Source organism: Micromonospora sp. HK10 (assembly GCF_000982955.1).
In the GTDB taxonomy this organism is placed as follows: Bacteria; Actinomycetota; Actinomycetes; order Mycobacteriales; family Micromonosporaceae; genus Micromonospora.
This window is the reverse complement of record NZ_KQ058649.1, coordinates 59783-74653: the sequence shown is the minus strand read 5'-3', so window position 1 is coordinate 74653 and position 14871 is coordinate 59783. Positions and strand designations below refer to the sequence as shown.

Annotated in this window: 15 protein-coding genes; 5 read left to right on the top strand and 10 right to left on the bottom strand. The window is 74.7% G+C overall.

Going from position 1 to position 14871, the window contains the following annotated elements; genetic code table 11:
* Positions 1 to 3 precede the first annotated feature (3 nt).
* The 4 genes from LQ51_RS00345 to LQ51_RS00330 form a co-directional block, all read right to left on the bottom strand.
* Positions 4 to 744 (bottom strand): uracil-DNA glycosylase, encoded by a 741-nt coding sequence (locus tag LQ51_RS00345; RefSeq protein ID WP_357326469.1) that lies wholly within the window; start codon positions 742 to 744, stop codon positions 4 to 6.
* The gene (locus LQ51_RS00340; protein ID WP_046562552.1) at positions 737 to 1423 is read right to left on the bottom strand and encodes a dienelactone hydrolase family protein; all 687 of its coding nucleotides are present in this window, start codon (positions 1421 to 1423) and stop codon (positions 737 to 739) included. Before LQ51_RS00340 ends, LQ51_RS00345 begins: the two co-directional genes overlap by 8 nt.
* Before the next feature lie 248 nt (positions 1424 to 1671).
* Positions 1672 to 2688 (bottom strand): HAAS signaling domain-containing protein, encoded by a 1017-nt coding sequence (locus tag LQ51_RS00335; RefSeq protein ID WP_046562551.1) that lies wholly within the window; start codon positions 2686 to 2688, stop codon positions 1672 to 1674.
* Positions 2685 to 3017: a PadR family transcriptional regulator gene (locus LQ51_RS00330; protein WP_046562620.1), complete on the bottom strand. Its 333-nt coding sequence runs from the start codon at positions 3015 to 3017 to the stop codon at positions 2685 to 2687. Before LQ51_RS00330 ends, LQ51_RS00335 begins: the two co-directional genes overlap by 4 nt.
* Before the next feature lie 164 nt (positions 3018 to 3181).
* On the opposite strand from LQ51_RS00330, the gene LQ51_RS00325 reads away from it, so the two are divergent.
* The 4 genes from LQ51_RS00325 to LQ51_RS00310 are packed head-to-tail and all read left to right on the top strand — an operon-like array spanning position 3182 to position 8687.
* Complete coding sequence (locus LQ51_RS00325) at positions 3182 to 3865, top strand: hypothetical protein (protein ID WP_156312933.1); 684 nt, start codon at positions 3182 to 3184, stop codon at positions 3863 to 3865.
* 59 nt (positions 3866 to 3924) lie between these two features.
* Positions 3925 to 6807: an AfsR/SARP family transcriptional regulator gene (locus LQ51_RS00320; RefSeq protein WP_046562550.1), complete on the top strand. Its 2883-nt coding sequence runs from the start codon at positions 3925 to 3927 to the stop codon at positions 6805 to 6807.
* 30 nt (positions 6808 to 6837) lie between these two features.
* Positions 6838 to 7827 carry an ATP-binding cassette domain-containing protein gene (locus LQ51_RS00315; RefSeq protein WP_046562549.1) on the top strand — a complete coding sequence of 330 codons (990 nt, stop codon included), beginning with the start codon at positions 6838 to 6840 and terminating at the stop codon, positions 7825 to 7827.
* Positions 7824 to 8687 carry an ABC transporter permease gene (locus LQ51_RS00310; RefSeq protein ID WP_369799808.1) on the top strand — a complete coding sequence of 288 codons (864 nt, stop codon included), beginning with the start codon at positions 7824 to 7826 and terminating at the stop codon, positions 8685 to 8687. Before LQ51_RS00315 ends, LQ51_RS00310 begins: the two co-directional genes overlap by 4 nt.
* A gap of 113 nt (positions 8688 to 8800) precedes the next feature.
* Here LQ51_RS00310 and LQ51_RS00305 read toward each other — a convergent pair whose 3' ends face one another.
* Together LQ51_RS00305 and LQ51_RS00300 are read right to left on the bottom strand one after the other, a co-directional pair.
* Positions 8801 to 9742 carry a Ppx/GppA phosphatase family protein gene (locus LQ51_RS00305; RefSeq protein WP_046562548.1) on the bottom strand — a complete coding sequence of 314 codons (942 nt, stop codon included), beginning with the start codon at positions 9740 to 9742 and terminating at the stop codon, positions 8801 to 8803.
* A 51-nt stretch (positions 9743 to 9793) separates the two neighbouring features.
* Complete coding sequence (locus LQ51_RS00300; protein ID WP_052744706.1) at positions 9794 to 10771, bottom strand: ArsR/SmtB family transcription factor; 978 nt, start codon at positions 10769 to 10771, stop codon at positions 9794 to 9796.
* A gap of 100 nt (positions 10772 to 10871) precedes the next feature.
* On the opposite strand from LQ51_RS00300, the gene LQ51_RS00295 reads away from it, so the two are divergent.
* Entirely contained in the window at positions 10872 to 11765 is an 894-nt protein-coding gene (locus LQ51_RS00295) for a CE1 family esterase (protein WP_231605106.1), read from the top strand.
* A gap of 7 nt (positions 11766 to 11772) precedes the next feature.
* Here the strand turns inward: LQ51_RS00295 and LQ51_RS00290 are convergent, their stop codons facing one another.
* Genes LQ51_RS00290 through eno form a run of 4 tightly spaced genes read right to left on the bottom strand, consistent with a single transcriptional unit; the run spans position 11773 to position 14815 of the window.
* Positions 11773 to 12285 carry an amino-acid N-acetyltransferase gene (locus tag LQ51_RS00290; RefSeq protein WP_046562547.1) on the bottom strand — a complete coding sequence of 171 codons (513 nt, stop codon included), beginning with the start codon at positions 12283 to 12285 and terminating at the stop codon, positions 11773 to 11775.
* Between the two features lies 1 nt (position 12286).
* The gene (locus tag LQ51_RS00285; RefSeq protein ID WP_046562615.1) at positions 12287 to 12844 is read right to left on the bottom strand and encodes a DUF501 domain-containing protein; all 558 of its coding nucleotides are present in this window, start codon (positions 12842 to 12844) and stop codon (positions 12287 to 12289) included.
* Between the two features lie 23 nt (positions 12845 to 12867).
* A complete protein-coding gene (locus LQ51_RS00280) occupies positions 12868 to 13503 on the bottom strand; it encodes an FtsB family cell division protein (RefSeq protein WP_046562614.1) in 636 nt (211 codons plus the stop codon).
* A gap of 28 nt (positions 13504 to 13531) precedes the next feature.
* Entirely contained in the window at positions 13532 to 14815 is a 1284-nt protein-coding gene (eno, locus tag LQ51_RS00275) for a phosphopyruvate hydratase (protein WP_046562546.1), read from the bottom strand.
* Between the last annotated feature and the right edge of the window lie 56 nt (positions 14816 to 14871).

The following is a 14871-nucleotide window of genomic DNA, read 5'->3' as shown; positions in this document are numbered from 1 at the left end:
CCCTCAGTCCACCCCGGCCAGGTGCTTCGCCCGGGCGAACACGTCGTCCAACATCGCTGGTGTCAGCCGCCCCGTGAACGTGTTCTGCTGGCTGACGTGGTAGCAGCCGAGCAGTTCCGGCGCGGACGTGCCGGACCAGTGTGCCCCATGGCCGAACGCGGGGCGCGGCGTGGGCGGCCGCCGGCCGTACACGTCGCGCAGCACCGGCCACCACGCGGCCCAGGCGAACGCGCCGAGCGCGACCACGACGCGCAGCGTGGGCCGGATCAGCGCGACCTCCCGGTGCACCCAGGGCGCGCAGGTGTCCCGCTCGACCGGGGTGGGCTTGTTGTCCGGGGGCGCGCAGCGCACGGCGGCGAAGATGCGGGTGTCGCGCAGGGCGAGGCCGTCGTCGGCGGCGACGCTGGTCGGCTGGTTGGCCAGTCCGGCGCGGTGCAGCGCGGCGAAGAGCACGTCGCCGGAGCGGTCACCGGTGAAGATCCGGCCGGTGCGGTTGCCGCCGTGCGCGGCCGGGGCCAGACCGAGGATGCCGATGCGCGCGTCGGCCGGACCGAACCCGGGCACCGGCCGCCCCCAGTACTCCTGGTCCCGGAAGGCGGCCCGCCTGGTCCGGGCGACCTCCTCCCGCCAGGCGACCAGGCGCGGGCAGGCGAAGCAGTCGCTCACCGCGCCGTCGAGGTCGGCCAGGTCGGTCGCCCGCGCGGCGCGGGCGACCACCTCGGCGGGGGTACGCGACTCAGCCAAGCCGGGCCCGGAACAGTTCCAGGGTGCGGGCCCAGGCGGTGGCGGCGGCCCGCTGGTCGAAGTGCTCCGGCCGGTCCTCGTTGAAGAACGCGTGCGCGGTGCCCGGGTAGTCGTAGGTCTGGCAGGAGCCGCCGGCCGCCTCGATCGCCCGCTTCGCGCTCTGCACCCCGTCGGCGGCGGAGAGGCCGTCCGCCTCGGAGCAGTGGATGAGCGCGGCCTTGCCGGCGTAGTCCGGCCAGTCGGCGCGCATGTCCTCCCAGGGCAGCCGGGGGTAGAAGGCGGCGGTCGCGACGATCCGCTCGGAGAACGTGCCGGACCAGAGGGCCAGGCTCGCCCCGGCGCAGAACCCGGCGCAACCGATCTTGCCGGCGACCTCGGGGCGGCCGGCGAGGAACTCGGCGGCGGCGGCGATGTCGCTGGCCGCCTCGTCCATCTGGGTGCTGTTCAGCATCTGCCGCGGCTCGTCCGGTCTGCTGGCCGGGCCGCCGTGCCGGAAGTCCGGGGCGAGGGCCACGAAGCCGGCCTCCGCGAACCGGTCCACCACCGCCCGCACGTGGGGCACCAGGCCCCACCAGTCCTGGATGACGATGACCGCCGGGCTGGCCGCACCGACGGAGGGTATCGCGAGATACCCCTCGCTCGTCCCTCCGTTGCCGGCGAAGCTCACCATCTCGCCCATGGGTCTTTCCTCCTAGCGGTCAGTCATCGTTGGCTGGTCGCACAGTGGTGTTACGTGCGGGTAGCGTGCCACGCGCCGCACGGCCCGGGGAAGACGCGGGAACAGTGGCATTCACCTCCTGTTCGCCGGCGGGACGGAACGCCCCGGCGGGCGCGACGGCCGCCGGCCTGGCCGGTCTGGTCCTGGCTGGACGGTGCACGGCCGCAGGGGCGCCCGCCGGTCGGCGGGCGCCCCTGCGGGGTGCGGGTTCAGCGGGTGGTGGTCGGCTCCGCCGACGGCGCGGGCCCGACGGTGGCGGTCGGCGACGCGGACGTGCTCGCGCTCGGCGCGGGGGCGCTCCCGCTCGGGGCCGGCGCGCTCCCGGTCGGGGTCACCGTGCCGGGCGCGGGCGGCGCGGGCGTCGCGGGGGACGGCACGGGCGGCGCGAAGGGCGCCTGCTCCGGGCAGTACGGGTAGACGTAGCGGGGCGGCGGCACCACGCCGGTGCCGTCGGGGCAGGTGGGCCAGCCGAGCCGGATCGGCACGCCGTTCTGGTCGAAGAGCCGGGCGTTGGTCACCAGCCGGCCCTGCTCGTCGTAGACGAAGACATCCTGGATCATGTCGTACCGGCGGTCGGTCGAGATCTCCTGGTAGCTGCCGAACCGGTCGGTGCTGGCGCGCTGATCCACGGTGACCAGGGCGGCGAAGGAGAACAGCAGCAGGGCGGCCGTGCCGATCTGCACCGCCTGGCGGCGCCAGCCCCGCAGACCGGCGGACCGGCGGCCCAGCCAGACCGAGGCGAGGACCGTGCCTGCGAGCAGGACCAGGCCGGCGAACACGCTGCCATCGAGCCGGGGCAGCAGCCCGGGCGCCCCGCCGAGGATCACGGAGATCACCAGCGCCGCCAGCCAGCCGCGCAGCAGCCACCACGCCGGCCGCAGCGGGCGCAGGAACTCGCTCACCGAGGGCTGCCCGAGCAGCGGGCCGAGCTGGGTGTCGAGGGCGCGGAGCTGGGTGCCGGCCCGGGCCCGGGCGGCGTCGAGCCGCCGGCTCAGGAACGCCGACCGGGCGCCGGCCTCCGCACCCGCGGCGGCCCGCAGCTCGGCCGCGTACGCCTCCGGCGCGCCGAGCCGGTCGACCAGGGTGCCGTCGGTCTCGGCGGCCACCTCGGCCAGGTGCTCCGGCAGGTCCTCGGTCAACTCGTCGCGGACGGCGGGTGGCAGGTCGGCCAGGGCCCCCCGGACCCGGTCGACGTAGTCTGCGATCTCCTGCCCAGTGACGGTCATGCCGCCATCCCCCGATCGTCGAGCAGCGCGTTCATGGTGGTGGCGAAGGAGCGCCAGGTCTTGCCGGAGCGGGCCAGCTGGTCGCGGCCGGCGGCGTTGAGTGCGTAGTACTTGCGGTGCGGTCCGGCTTCGCTCGGCACCACGTACGTGGTCAGCAGGCCGGCGGCGAAGAGCCGGCGCAGGGTGCCGTAGACCGAGGCGTCCCCGACCTCTTCCAGGCCGGCCTCGCGCAACCGGCGGAGGATGTCGTAGCCGTAGCCGTCCTCGTCCTTGAGCACGGCGAGCACGGCGAGGTCGAGCACACCCTTGAGGAGCTGCGTCGTATCCACGCTCCGCACACTAGTGCGGATTGCAGAGTACTGTCAAGAAAACAGTAGTTCGGCGTGTCCCGTGACTCGGGGACGCGCTCCACCGGCCCGGGCGGGAGATCGGTCGGCTTAAGTTTCGCTTAGCAGACCTGCTCATCTTCGGACGAAATCGGTACCTTGCCCGGATGCGACACCTCGGAACAGTGCTCGCCGCCGTCATCGTCGGTCCGCTGGCCTGGATTCTCTTCGCGCTCGGCCAGGACCGGTCGGAGCGGGCGTTCGCCGCCGCACAGCACGGCGGCGCGCTGGACAGCGCCGACTTCGTCCGGCCCGTGCTGGTGCTCGCCGCCGGCGGGCTCGTGCTCGGACTCATCGCCACGCTCCGGTTCTCCCCGCTGGGCGCGGCGCTGACCGGCCTGGTCTACTCGGCCAGCTACCTGGGCCTGCTCGTCAGCCCGGCCCGCGTGCTGGCACTGTTCGACCACGAACTGACCGTGAGCGGCCACCGGATCGACCTGGCGGCCCCGCTCCGGTCCGGGACGACGCTGCTGGTCGGGTCGCTGCTCCTGGTCGGTGTCGTGAGCATCCGCCGCTGGCAGCGGTGGCCGCAGCCCGCGGACGACCGGCCCCCGGCGCTGCAGGCGGACGAGATCCTCCCACCGGTGACCCGACGGGACCGCGCACCGGGTGGCGACGGTTTCGGGCTCGGCACGCCGCCCGCCACCGCCGAGCCGGAACTGGTGCGGGCCGGCGGACCCGCCCGGGTCGACGGTGCGGACTGGGCCGGTCGGTCCGACTGGGCCGGGCTGCTGTCGGGCGGGGACGGGTCCGGGCGGTCGGCGGACTGGCCGCGCCAGCGTTCGAGGTAGACCGCTGACGGCGCACGGTGCCCACCGGGCGCGCGGGGCCGTCAGCGACAATCGGCACCATGCTCTTCCGCATCCTGGGTCCGACCCAGGTGCTGCTGGCCGACGGACGCGAGTTGCCCGTGGGCGGTCCGCGGCTACGGGCCCTGCTGGCGCTGCTCCTGCTCGACGCGGGCCGGGTGGTGTCCACGGATCGGCTCATCGACGGCCTGTACGGCGAGCATCCGCCCCGGGGCGCGGCCAACGCACTCCAGTCCCAGGTGTCCCGGCTGCGGCAGGCCCTGCCCGCGGCGTACCCGGTCGAGTTCCACCCGGCCGGCTACCGCCTCGCCGTGGATCCCGCTGACGTCGACGCGTACCGGTTCGAGCGGCTCGCCGAGGCGGGGCACCGGGCACTCGCCGGCCGCGACTGGGCCCGCGCGGCGGCGGCGCTGCACGAGGCGCTGGACCTGTGGCGCGGACCGGCGCTGGCCGACGTCAGCCACGTGGCCGGTGCGCCCGTTCAGGCGGCCCGGCTGGACGAGCTGCGGCTGGCCGCCCTCGACGATCGCATCGAGGCGGAGCTGGCGCTGGGCGAGCACGCCGTGCTCGTCGCGGAGCTGCGCGAGCTGGTCACCGCGCATCCGTTGCGGGAGCGGTCGCGGATCCAGCTCATGCGCGCCCTGGCCGCGGCCGGCCGGTCGGCCGAGGCACTCGCCGAATTCGAGGACGCCCGGCGGACGCTGGCCGAGGAACTCGGTGCCGACCCGTCGGCCGCGCTGGCCGCGGCCCACCTGGCCGTGCTGCGCGGCGACGAACGCCCGGCCGTACGCGAGAAACCCGAGCCCGGACTGCCCGGCCAGCTCACCACGTTCGTCGGGCGGGAAGAGGAGCTGACCCGCCTCCGCGAGCTGCTCGACGAGCGACGGCTGATCACTCTCATCGGCCCTGGCGGAGCCGGCAAGACGCGGTTGGCCATCGAGGCCGCGGACCGCCTCCACGCCGACGTCTGTTTCGTCGAGCTGGCCGGGCTGGCCCACGGAGCGGACGTACCACAGGCGGTGCTGAGCGCGCTCGGCCTGCGCGACGCGGGGCTGCGCGCCCCGTCCGAGCCGGGCCGGGACTCGGCCGACCGCCTGGTCGCGGCGCTGGTCGAGCGGGGGCTGCTGCTCGTGCTCGACAACTGCGAACACGTCGTCGCCGATGCTGCCCGGTTGGTCGCCCGCTTGCTGAGCGCCTGCCCGGCGCTGCGCGTCCTGACCACCAGTCGCGAACCGCTCGGACTGGCCGGCGAAGCGCTCTGCCCCGTGTCCGGGCTCGCCCTGCCGGCGCCGGACACGGCGGTGACGGACGCCGACGGGTACGCCGCGGTCATGCTGTTCGCGCAGCGGGCCGCCGACGCCGCGCCCGACTTCGCGGTCACGTCGGCCAACGTCGAGCTGGTGCTGCGGATCTGCCGCACCCTCGACGGCCTGCCGCTGGCGATCGAGCTGGCCGCCGCGCGGCTGCGCGGGCTGCCGATCGCCGAGCTGGCCGCCCGGCTCGACGATCGCTTCCGGCTCCTGTCGATGGGAAGCCGGAGCGGGGCGCCGCGGCACCGGACCCTACGGGCGGTGGTCGAGTGGAGCTGGGACCTGCTCGACGACGCCGAACGGCGGCTGGCCCGGCGATTCACCGTATTCGCCGGTGGCGCCACCCTGGAGGCGGCCGAGCGGATCTGCGGCCTGCCCACCGCCGAGTTCGTCGACGCGCTGACCGGCCTGGTCGACAAGTCCTTCGTGGAGTTGAGCGCCGGCCGGTACCGGATGCTCGAGACGGTGCGCGCCTTCTGCGTCGAACGGCTCACCGAGGCCGGCGAGGCCGACCAGCTCCGTCGTGCGCACGCCGCGTACTTCCTCGAACTGGCCTGGACCGCCGACGGTCACCTGCGCCGGGCGGAGCAGTTGGCGTGGCTGCGCCGGCTCGACGCCGAGCGGGACAACCTGCACGCGGCGCTCCGTCGCGTCACCAGAGCCGGCGACGCGCCGGTCGCGGCCGGGTTGGTCGCGGCCCTGTCGTTCTACTGGTGGCTGCGGGGCATGCGCGGCGAAGCGGCCCGGCTGGCCGCCGACGTGCTCGACGTGCTCGGCCCGGAGGCGCCACCCGGTCTGCGCGAGGAGTTCGTCCTGTGCGTCTACAACGCCTCGCTCGGTGGTTTCGGCCGCCTGCCGCCCCCCGGATCACAGCGGTCCCTGCTCCTCAGCCTCGACCGGCCACCCCGGCAACCCTTCCTGCTGTACCTGTCGGGCATCTCGACCGGGCCACCGTCCCGGGACGGGGAGGACATCGACCACCTGATGCGGGACCTGCGGCAGCTGATCGGCTCGGATGTCTGGCTCAACGCGCTCGGCGCGATGGGACTCGGCTCGGCGCGGCTGTGGAGTGGCGAGCACGACCGGGCAGGGACCGCGCTGACCACCGCGCTCGACGGCTCCCAGAGCCTCGGCGACCGCTGGGGGTCGATGATCACGCTCGGCGTGCTCGGCGAACTCGCCGGGTGGCAGGGTGACCCCGGAGCGGCGGGCGCCTTCCTGGACCGGGCCATGGCGTTGGCCGAGGAACTCGGATCGACCGTCGACCAGGCCGACATGCTGCGTACCCGGGGCGAGACACGGCTGCGCGCCGGTGACCTCGCCGCGGCACAGGACGACTTCGCCCGGGCCCTGCTCCTCGCCCAACGCGGCGGCGCACCGGAATTCGTGTCCGGTGCCCGCCTCGGCCTCGCCCAGGTGGCGCGGTTGCGTGGGGACCTCGCGGCGGCCCGGCGGCTGTGCGAGGCGGCGTTGACGGGCGGACTCACCGGCTGGTACGTCGGGGAGGCGACGCGCGCGGAGATCATCCTCGCCCTCGAGCAGATCACCGCGGCGGAGCAGACCGCGACCCGGGTCGGACCGGGCGGTGCGCCGCCGTCAGCCGACGGTGCGTGAGCGGTCAGCGCCCGCCCGCACCGTGGCGGCATGACAACATTCGAGGTCGTCGCCGAAGGGCTGGGCAAGCGGTACGGCCCGACCCGCGCGCTCGACAAACTTGACCTGGCGGTGCCGGGTGGCACGGTCCACGGCCTACTGGGACCGAACGGCGCGGGGAAGACCACCGCCGTACGGGTCCTCGCCACGCTGCTGCGCCTCGACGCCGGCCGAGCCAGCGTGGCCGGGTTCGACGTGGCGCGTCAGCCGGACGAGGTGCGGGCCCGGATCGGGCTGACCGGGCAGTACGCGGCGGTCGACGAGATCCTCAGCGGCCGGCAGAACCTGGAGCTGTTCGGACGGCTCTGCGGGCTCGGCGCCCGGGCCGCCCGCCGGCGGGCCGGCGACCTGCTGGAGCGGTTCGGGCTCGACGAGGCGGCCAGCCGGTCCGCCGGTTCGTACTCCGGTGGGATGCGCCGCCGGCTGGACCTCGCCGCCAGCCTGATCCGCACGCCGCGCGTGCTCTTCCTCGACGAGCCCACCACCGGCCTGGACCCGCGCAGCCGCAACCAGGTGTGGGACGTCGTCCGCGCGCTGGCCGCGGACGGGACCACGGTGCTGCTCACCACGCAGTACCTGGAGGAGGCCGACCGGCTCGCCGACCGGATCTCGGTGATCGACACCGGTCGGCTGGTGGCCGAGGGCACCCCGGACGAGCTGAAGTCGATGACCGGCGGTGACCGGATCGAGCTGGTCGTCCGCGACGCGGCCGACCTGGCCCGGGCCGGCGGGATCCTCACGCGGATCTGTGGCGCGGACGCCGAGGCCGACCCGGAGATCCGGCGGCTCAACGCGCCGGTCGCCGACCGGGTCGCCGGCCTGGTCGACGTCGTCCGGGCGCTGGACGAGGCGGGGATCGCGGTCGAGGACATCGGCCTGCGCAGCGCTACGCTGGACGAGGCGTTCCTGCACCTGACCGGAGACCGTGCCGACGAGGCCGGCCAGCCCGTCGGGGCCGGACGAGAGGCGGACCCGGCATGACGACCGCGACCCGACCGCCCGGGACGGTGGCCGCACCGGCCCCGCCGCCGCCCGCGCGTACCCCGCTGGCGCGGTTGCGCCGGGCGGTTGCCGACGGCTGGACGATGACCCGGCGGAACATGACCCACGTGATCCGCGCGCCGGAGGAACTGATCCTCTACTTCTCGCTACCGATCATGTTCGTGCTGGTCTTCGGGTACGTGTTCGGCAGCGGCATGCAGGTGCCGGGTGGCGGCAACTACCGCGAGTTCCTGATGCCCGGGATCTTCGTGATGACGATGCTGTACGGCCTCGGCGCCACCGCGACCGGCCTGGCGCTGGACCTCAACCGCGGTGTCGTCGACCGGTTCCGGTCGATGCCGATGGCGCGTTCCGCCCTGATGACCGGCCGCAGCGCCGCCGACCTGCTGCGCGCCCTGCTGGAGATGTCCACCCTGCTGGTGTGTGGCCTGCTGGTCGGCTGGCAGTGGCGGGAGGGTGTCGGCAGGGCGGTGCTCGCCGTCGGGCTCCTGCTGATGCTGCGTGTCGCGATCACCTGGATCGGGATCTACCTGGCGCTGCTGGTCCGCAACCCGGACACGGTCGGCGTGATCATCTTCCCGGCGGCGTTTCCGCTCACCGCGATCTCCAACGTCTTCGTGTCGCCCGAGCTGATGCCGCGGTGGATCGGGGCGGTCTCGGAGTGGAACCCGCTGTCCGCCACCGTCGCCGCGATCCGCCAACTGTTCGGCAATCCCGGCCTGGGTGGCGACTCGTGGCCGGCGGAGCACGCGCTGCTGTTGGCGGTGGTGTGGCCGGTGCTCCTGATCGCGACGTTCGCTCCGCTGGCGGTTCGCCGCTACCAGCGACTGAGTCGCTGACAGCCGGGTCTCCGGCGGCCCGGCCGCGCCGGCGATCCTGCCCGGCCTGCCCCAGACGCCACCGGAGACCCGGCACGAGCACCGTACGTACCGCCCCTGGGCGGGGCCGCCGGCTAGCTCGTCGCCGGCAGGAGACTCCAGGCGATGCCGTCGAGGATGTCGTGCTCGGAGGCGACCACCGAGGGCATCCCGGCCCGTTCCATGATCACCCGGAGCACCAGCGCGCCCGCCCCGATCACGTCCGCCCGGCCCGGATGCATCACCGGGATCGCCAGCCGCTGCTCGCGGGTCTTCGACAGCAGGTCGGCCGTGACCGCGGCGACCCGGTCGTACGACACCCGGGCATGGTGGATCCGCGCCGGTTCGTACTCCCGGAGGCCCTGGGCGATGGCGACCACCGTGGTGACCGAGCCGGCGAGCCCGACCAGGGTGGCCGCCTCCCGGCCCGGCACGGCCGCCAGCGCCCGGTCCACCGCGGCCGCGATGTCGGCCTGCGCGGCGGCGACCTGGTCCGGCCCGGGCGGGTCGCCGTGCAGGTGCCGCTCGGTCATCCGGACGCAGCCGATGTCCACCGAGATCGCCGCCTGGACGCCGCCCTCGCGGGTGCCGACCACGAACTCGGTCGAGCCGCCACCGATGTCGACCACCAGGTACGGCGGCTCGGCGTCGGCGGGCAGCCCGCGTACCGCGCCGGTGAAGGAGAGCCGGGCCTCCTCGTCGCCGGTGACCACCTCCGGCGGCACCCCGAGGGTCTGCTCCACCATGGTCCGGAAGTCGGCGGCGTTCGACGCGTCCCGGCTGGCCGAGGTGGCACACATCCGCACCCGCTCGGCACCGAACTTCTCGATCTCCGCCGCGTAGCCGGCGAGGGCGATCCGGGTCCGCTCGATCGCCTCGGGCGCCAGCCGGCCGGTCCGGTCGACGCCCTGGCCCAGCCGGACGATCTCCATCCGGCGGCTCAGGTCCACCAACGGCGCCTGCGGCCCGGCGGACGGGTCGGGCAGGTCGGCGACCAGCAGTCGGATCGAGTTGGTCCCGCAGTCGATGGCGGCCACGCGCGTCGTCACGGCTGCCACCCTACGGCAGCCGACCCCGGGCCTCCGGTGCTACGGCGCGCCGTCGAGCAGGTGCGCGCCGAGCGGGGTGAGCCGGTGCCGGACCGCCCCGCCGCGGCGTTCGGTGTCGACCAGGCCGGCGGCCCGCAGCGCGGAGGCGTGCTCGGAGGCCGACGAGAGGCTGATCCCGACGGCGCGGGCGAGCGCCGTGGTGGTGTGCCGGCCCGGCTCGGCCAGCCGGCGCAGCACCGCCGCCCGGGTCGCGCCCAGTACCCCGGCGAGCGGGTCGGCCGCCGGCGCGGTGGCCCGGGCCGGCATCGCCGCCGGGTAGACGAGCAGCACCGGCCGGTCCGGTTCGACCAGCACCCGGGGCAGCGGACCGGCCACCGGGGACGGGAGCAGCATCAGCCCGTGGCCGGTGCCGGTCACCTCGCCGCTCCACCAGGTCCGGACCTCCAGCACCGGGGGCCGCCACCGGATCGCCGGGTGCAGGCCGGCGAGCAGGCCCGCCAGCCCGCGCCGGGCCAGCCCGAACGCGGCCTCGGCCACCTGCCGCTGGTGCAGGGCGGCCAGCGCCGGCCAGTGCGGGGCCAGCACCGCACCGAACCAGGTGTGCATGGCCCGGCCGAACAGGTCCAGCACCTCCGGGTCGGCCGCCGCGAACCCGCGCCGCAGCGGCGTCGCGGCCACCCCGCCGTACGCGGCGGCGACCTCGGCCCGCACCCGGCGGACCGGGGTGGCCCGGATCGCGGCGAGACCCGCCCCCACCGAGTCCAGCCCGTCGAACGGGGTGAGGAAGTCGGGCAACCGGCCCCGGGCCGGCAACAGGTGGCGCAGCGAGGCGGCGGCCGAGCGGACGCCGGGCGCCGACGCGGCCGTACCGGCCGCCGCCGCCAGGTCCGGCGCCATGGCGGCGCTGCGTGGGTCGTGCAGCGCCTGGCAGGCCATCATCGCGGTGCCCACCGGGTGCAGCCGGTCGACGAACCGGATCCGGCACAGGTCGGCCGGTCCGAGGTGCAGCCGCAGCATGGGAAAAGCGTGCCCGGCTTCGGCGAGGACCGAAAGGGTTGACCGGTCGATGTTCCGGAACCGACGGTGGGAACCCGGGTGGCCACGGGGAGGGCGGGACGTGCGACGGACGATCGCGGTGCTGGCGGGGCTGGTTCTGGCGTACGCCGGGGCGGGGTGCGGCGGGGAGCGGGAGCCCGGCCGCACCCCGCCCTCGGCCTCGACCCCGGCCGAGCGTCCCGCCGCCGGGGACCACACGCTGACCCTGTCCCACGGCGGGGTGTCCCGCAGCTACCTCCTGCACGCCCCGCCCGGCTACGACCCGGCGCGCCCCACCCCGCTGGTGATCGCGCTGCACTTCTTCCCGGGCAGCGGGGCCGCGATGCGCGAACTGGCCGGCCTGGACGCCCGGGCGGACCGGGAGAACTTCCTGGTCGCCTACCCGGACGGGCGGGACGGCGGCTTCAACGCGCTGATCTGCTGCGGGTCCGCCGACGACGTCGGCTTCCTCGGCGCGCTCACCGACCACCTGGTCGACGCCTGGCGGGCCGACCCGGACCGGGTCTATCTGACCGGCATCTCCAACGGCGGCGATCTGAGCTTCCGGGCCGCCGTGGAGGGCGACGGTCGGTTCGCGGCGATCGGTGTGGTCAGCGGCGGCTACAGCGGCCCGCTCACCGAACCGGACAGCTACGTGCCGAAGCAGCCGGTCTCGGTGATCACCTTCGTCGGCGGGCAGGACCGGTACGCGGACACCTTCCACGAAGGGCTGCGGACCTGGCAGCGCCGGCTCGGCTGCCGCCCCGTACCGGGGAAGGCCGAGCCGGGCCGGGCCGGGATCACCCGGGTCGACGCGCGGTGCGCCGACGGCAGCGACGTCACGGTGTGGAGCCTGCCCGAGATGAGCCACTCCTGGCCGGGCGCGACCGCTGGCCAGCTGGCCGCGCCCGACGCCGGACTGACCGCCACCGATCTGATCTGGGAGTTCTTCGCCGCCCATCCCCGCCGGCGCTGAGCCGCCGTCAGAGTCGCAGCAGCATCCGGGTGTTGCCCAGGGTGTTCGGCTTGACCCGTTCCAACTCGAGGAACTCCGCGACGCCCTCGTCGTAGGAGCGGAGCAGCTGCTCGAAGACCGGCTGCGGGACCGGGGCGCCATCGATCTCGCGGAAGCCGAACGAGCCGAAGAAGGCGGTCTCGAAGGTCAGCACGAAGATCTTCGCCACGCCCAGCTCGCGGGCCGCGTCGATCAGCTCACCGACGATCCGGTGCCCGATCTTGCGGCCCCGGCAGGCCGGGTCCACCGCCACCGTCCTGATCTCGGCCAGGTCCTCCCACATCACGTGCAGGGCGCCGCAGCCGACGATTGTGCCGTCCGCGGTGACCGCCACCCGGAACTCCTGCACGTCCTCGTAGAGGGTGACGGTGGCCTTGCTGAGCAGCCGCCGGTCGTTGGTGTAGGTGTCGACCAGCCGCCGGATGCCCCGCACGTCGGAGGTGCGGGCCCGGCGGACGGCGATCTCGTCGGCGGCGCTCATCTCACCCCGCCGCCGGCACGTCCACACACGGGCCGGCCGCCCACCACTTCTCCACCAGCGCCAGCGTCTCGTCGCCGAACGGGTTGACCCCCGGCCCGGCGCCGAGCGCGTGCCCCAGGTGCACGTGCAGGCACTTCACCCGCCCCGGCATGCCGCCGGCCGAGATGCCGGCGATCTCCGGCACCTCGCCGATCGCCTCCCGGCGGGTCAGGTAGTCCTCGTGCGCGGCCCGGTAGCGGGCGGCCAGCTCCGGGTCCTCGGCGAGCCGCTCGGCCATCTCCTTCATCAGGCCCGCCGACTCCAGCCGGCTGCACGCCGCGGTGGCCCGCGGGCAGGTCAGGTAGAACAGCGTCGGGAAAGGGGTGCCGTCGGCCAGCCGGGGCGTCGTCTCCACCACGTCGGGCAGGCCGCACGGGCAGCGGTGGGCCACCGCCCGGGTGCCGCGGGGCGGGCGACCGAGCTGCGCGGCCACCGCGGCCAGGTCGGCCTCGGTGGCCGGTTGCCGTTCCGGCGGGGGTACGGAGTCCGCCGCCGGCTCCTGCGGTGGTACGACGCTCACGGTGCCTCTCTCGTTCGTGGTGGTCATTTGTCGGGGCGCTCGGCGTTGGCCGCCCGCACGCTCGACCACAGGGTGTCGTACCAGGGTTCGGGCGCCTTCGGCGGCCCCGGCCGGGCACCCTTCCCGGCGTCCTTCGCGGCGCCCTCCGGGTCGGAGAGGACGATCAGCAGGGTCTCGCCGGGCCGGCCCATGAAGAAGCGTTCCCGGGCCTGGGTCTCGACGTACGCCGGGTCCTGCCACTTGGCGGCCTCGGCGGTGAGCTCCTCGATCCGGCGGCGCTGGTCGGCCTGGGACGCCTCCATCCGCTCGATGTCCGCCTGCTGGTCCAGGTAGACCCGGACCGGATAGGTGTACGCCAGGGCGAGCGCGATCAGCACCGCGAAGAGCACGGTGGCGCGCCCGGTGAAGCGCCGGGGTTGGGGTGCGGTGAGCCGCTTGACCGTGCCACCGGCCCCGGTCCGCCGGGCGGCCCCCGGCCGGCTCGCGGAGCGTACGCCGTCGGTGCCTCGGGTGGCGCCGGGCGAGCGACCGGCGGCGCGCGGCTCGGCGCGGACGCCCCCGTCGCGGACCGTCGACCGGACCCGGGCCCCGCCCGGCCGGCCGGCCTGACCCGGCCGGCGGGCGGGACGCTGACCACCCGGTGTGCGGCGCTGCTGCATCGTCACACCCCTCCCCGGAGCTCTCGGCTCAGGCCGAACGGTAGCGCGGGAACGCGCCGGCGCCGGCGTAGCGCGCCGCGTCGGCCAGCTCCTCCTCGATCCGCAGGAGCTGGTTGTACTTGGCGACCCGGTCGGAGCGGGCCGGGGCGCCCGTCTTGATCTGGCCGCAGCCGGTGGCGACGGCCAGGTCGGCGATGGTGGTGTCCTCGGTCTCGCCCGAACGGTGGCTCATCATGCAGCTGAAGCCGGCCCGGTGGGCGAGGTCGACCGCGTCCAGCGTCTCGGTCAGCGAGCCGATCTGGTTGACCTTCACGAGCACCGCGTTGGCCGCCTTCTCGGTGATGCCCCGGGCGATGCGCTGCGGGTTGGTCACGAACAGGTCGTCCCCGACGATCTGGATCCGGTCGCCGAGCGCCGCGGTGAGGGTGGCCCAGCCACTCCAGTCGTCCTCCGACAGCGGGTCCTCGATGGACACGATCGGGTAGTCGCCGACGAGCTTGGTGTAGTAGTTGCTCATCTCCTCGGCGCTCTTCGCCGCACCCTCGAAGGTGTAGGTGCCGTTGTCGAAGAACTCGGTGGCGGCCACGTCGAGGGCGAAGACGATGTCGGTGCCGAGCCGGTAGCCGGCCTTCTCCACCGCCTCGGCGATCAGGTCCAGCGCGGCGGCGTTGGTGGGCAGGTTCGGGGCGAAGCCGCCCTCGTCGCCCAGGCCGGTGGAGAGGTCCTTCTTCTTCAGCACCGACTTGAGCGCGTGGTAGACCTCGGCGCCGGAGCGCAGCGCGTCGCGGAAGGTGGGCGCCCCGATCGGAGCGATCATGAACTCCTGGATGTCGACGTTCGAGTCGGCGTGCGCGCCACCGTTGAGGATGTTCATCATCGGGACCGGCAGCAGGTGCGCGTTCGGGCCGCCCAGGTAGCGGAAGAGGCTCAGCTCGGCGCTGCCCGCGGCGGCCTTCGCCACCGCCAGCGAGACGCCGAGGATGGCGTTGGCGCCCAGCTCGGCCTTGTTGTCGGTGCCGTCGATGTCGAGCATCTTCTGGTCGATCAGCCGCTGCTCGCTGGCCTCGTACCCGATGAGCTGGTCGACGATCTTGTCCTCGATGTTGGCGACCGCCTTCTCGACACCCTTGCCCTGGTAGCGGTCGGCGTCACCGTCGCGCAGCTCGATCGCCTCGAAGGCGCCGGTGGAGGCGCCGGACGGCACCGCGGCGCGGGCGATCGTGCCGTCGTCGAGCCCGACCTCGACCTCGACCGTCGGGTTGCCCCGCGAGTCCAGGATCTCCCGGGCGACGATTCCCTCGATGGTTGCCACTGAGTCGCTCCTCGTTTGTGTGTTCCGGTCCGGTATGGGCCGCGACGGTGCGGCTG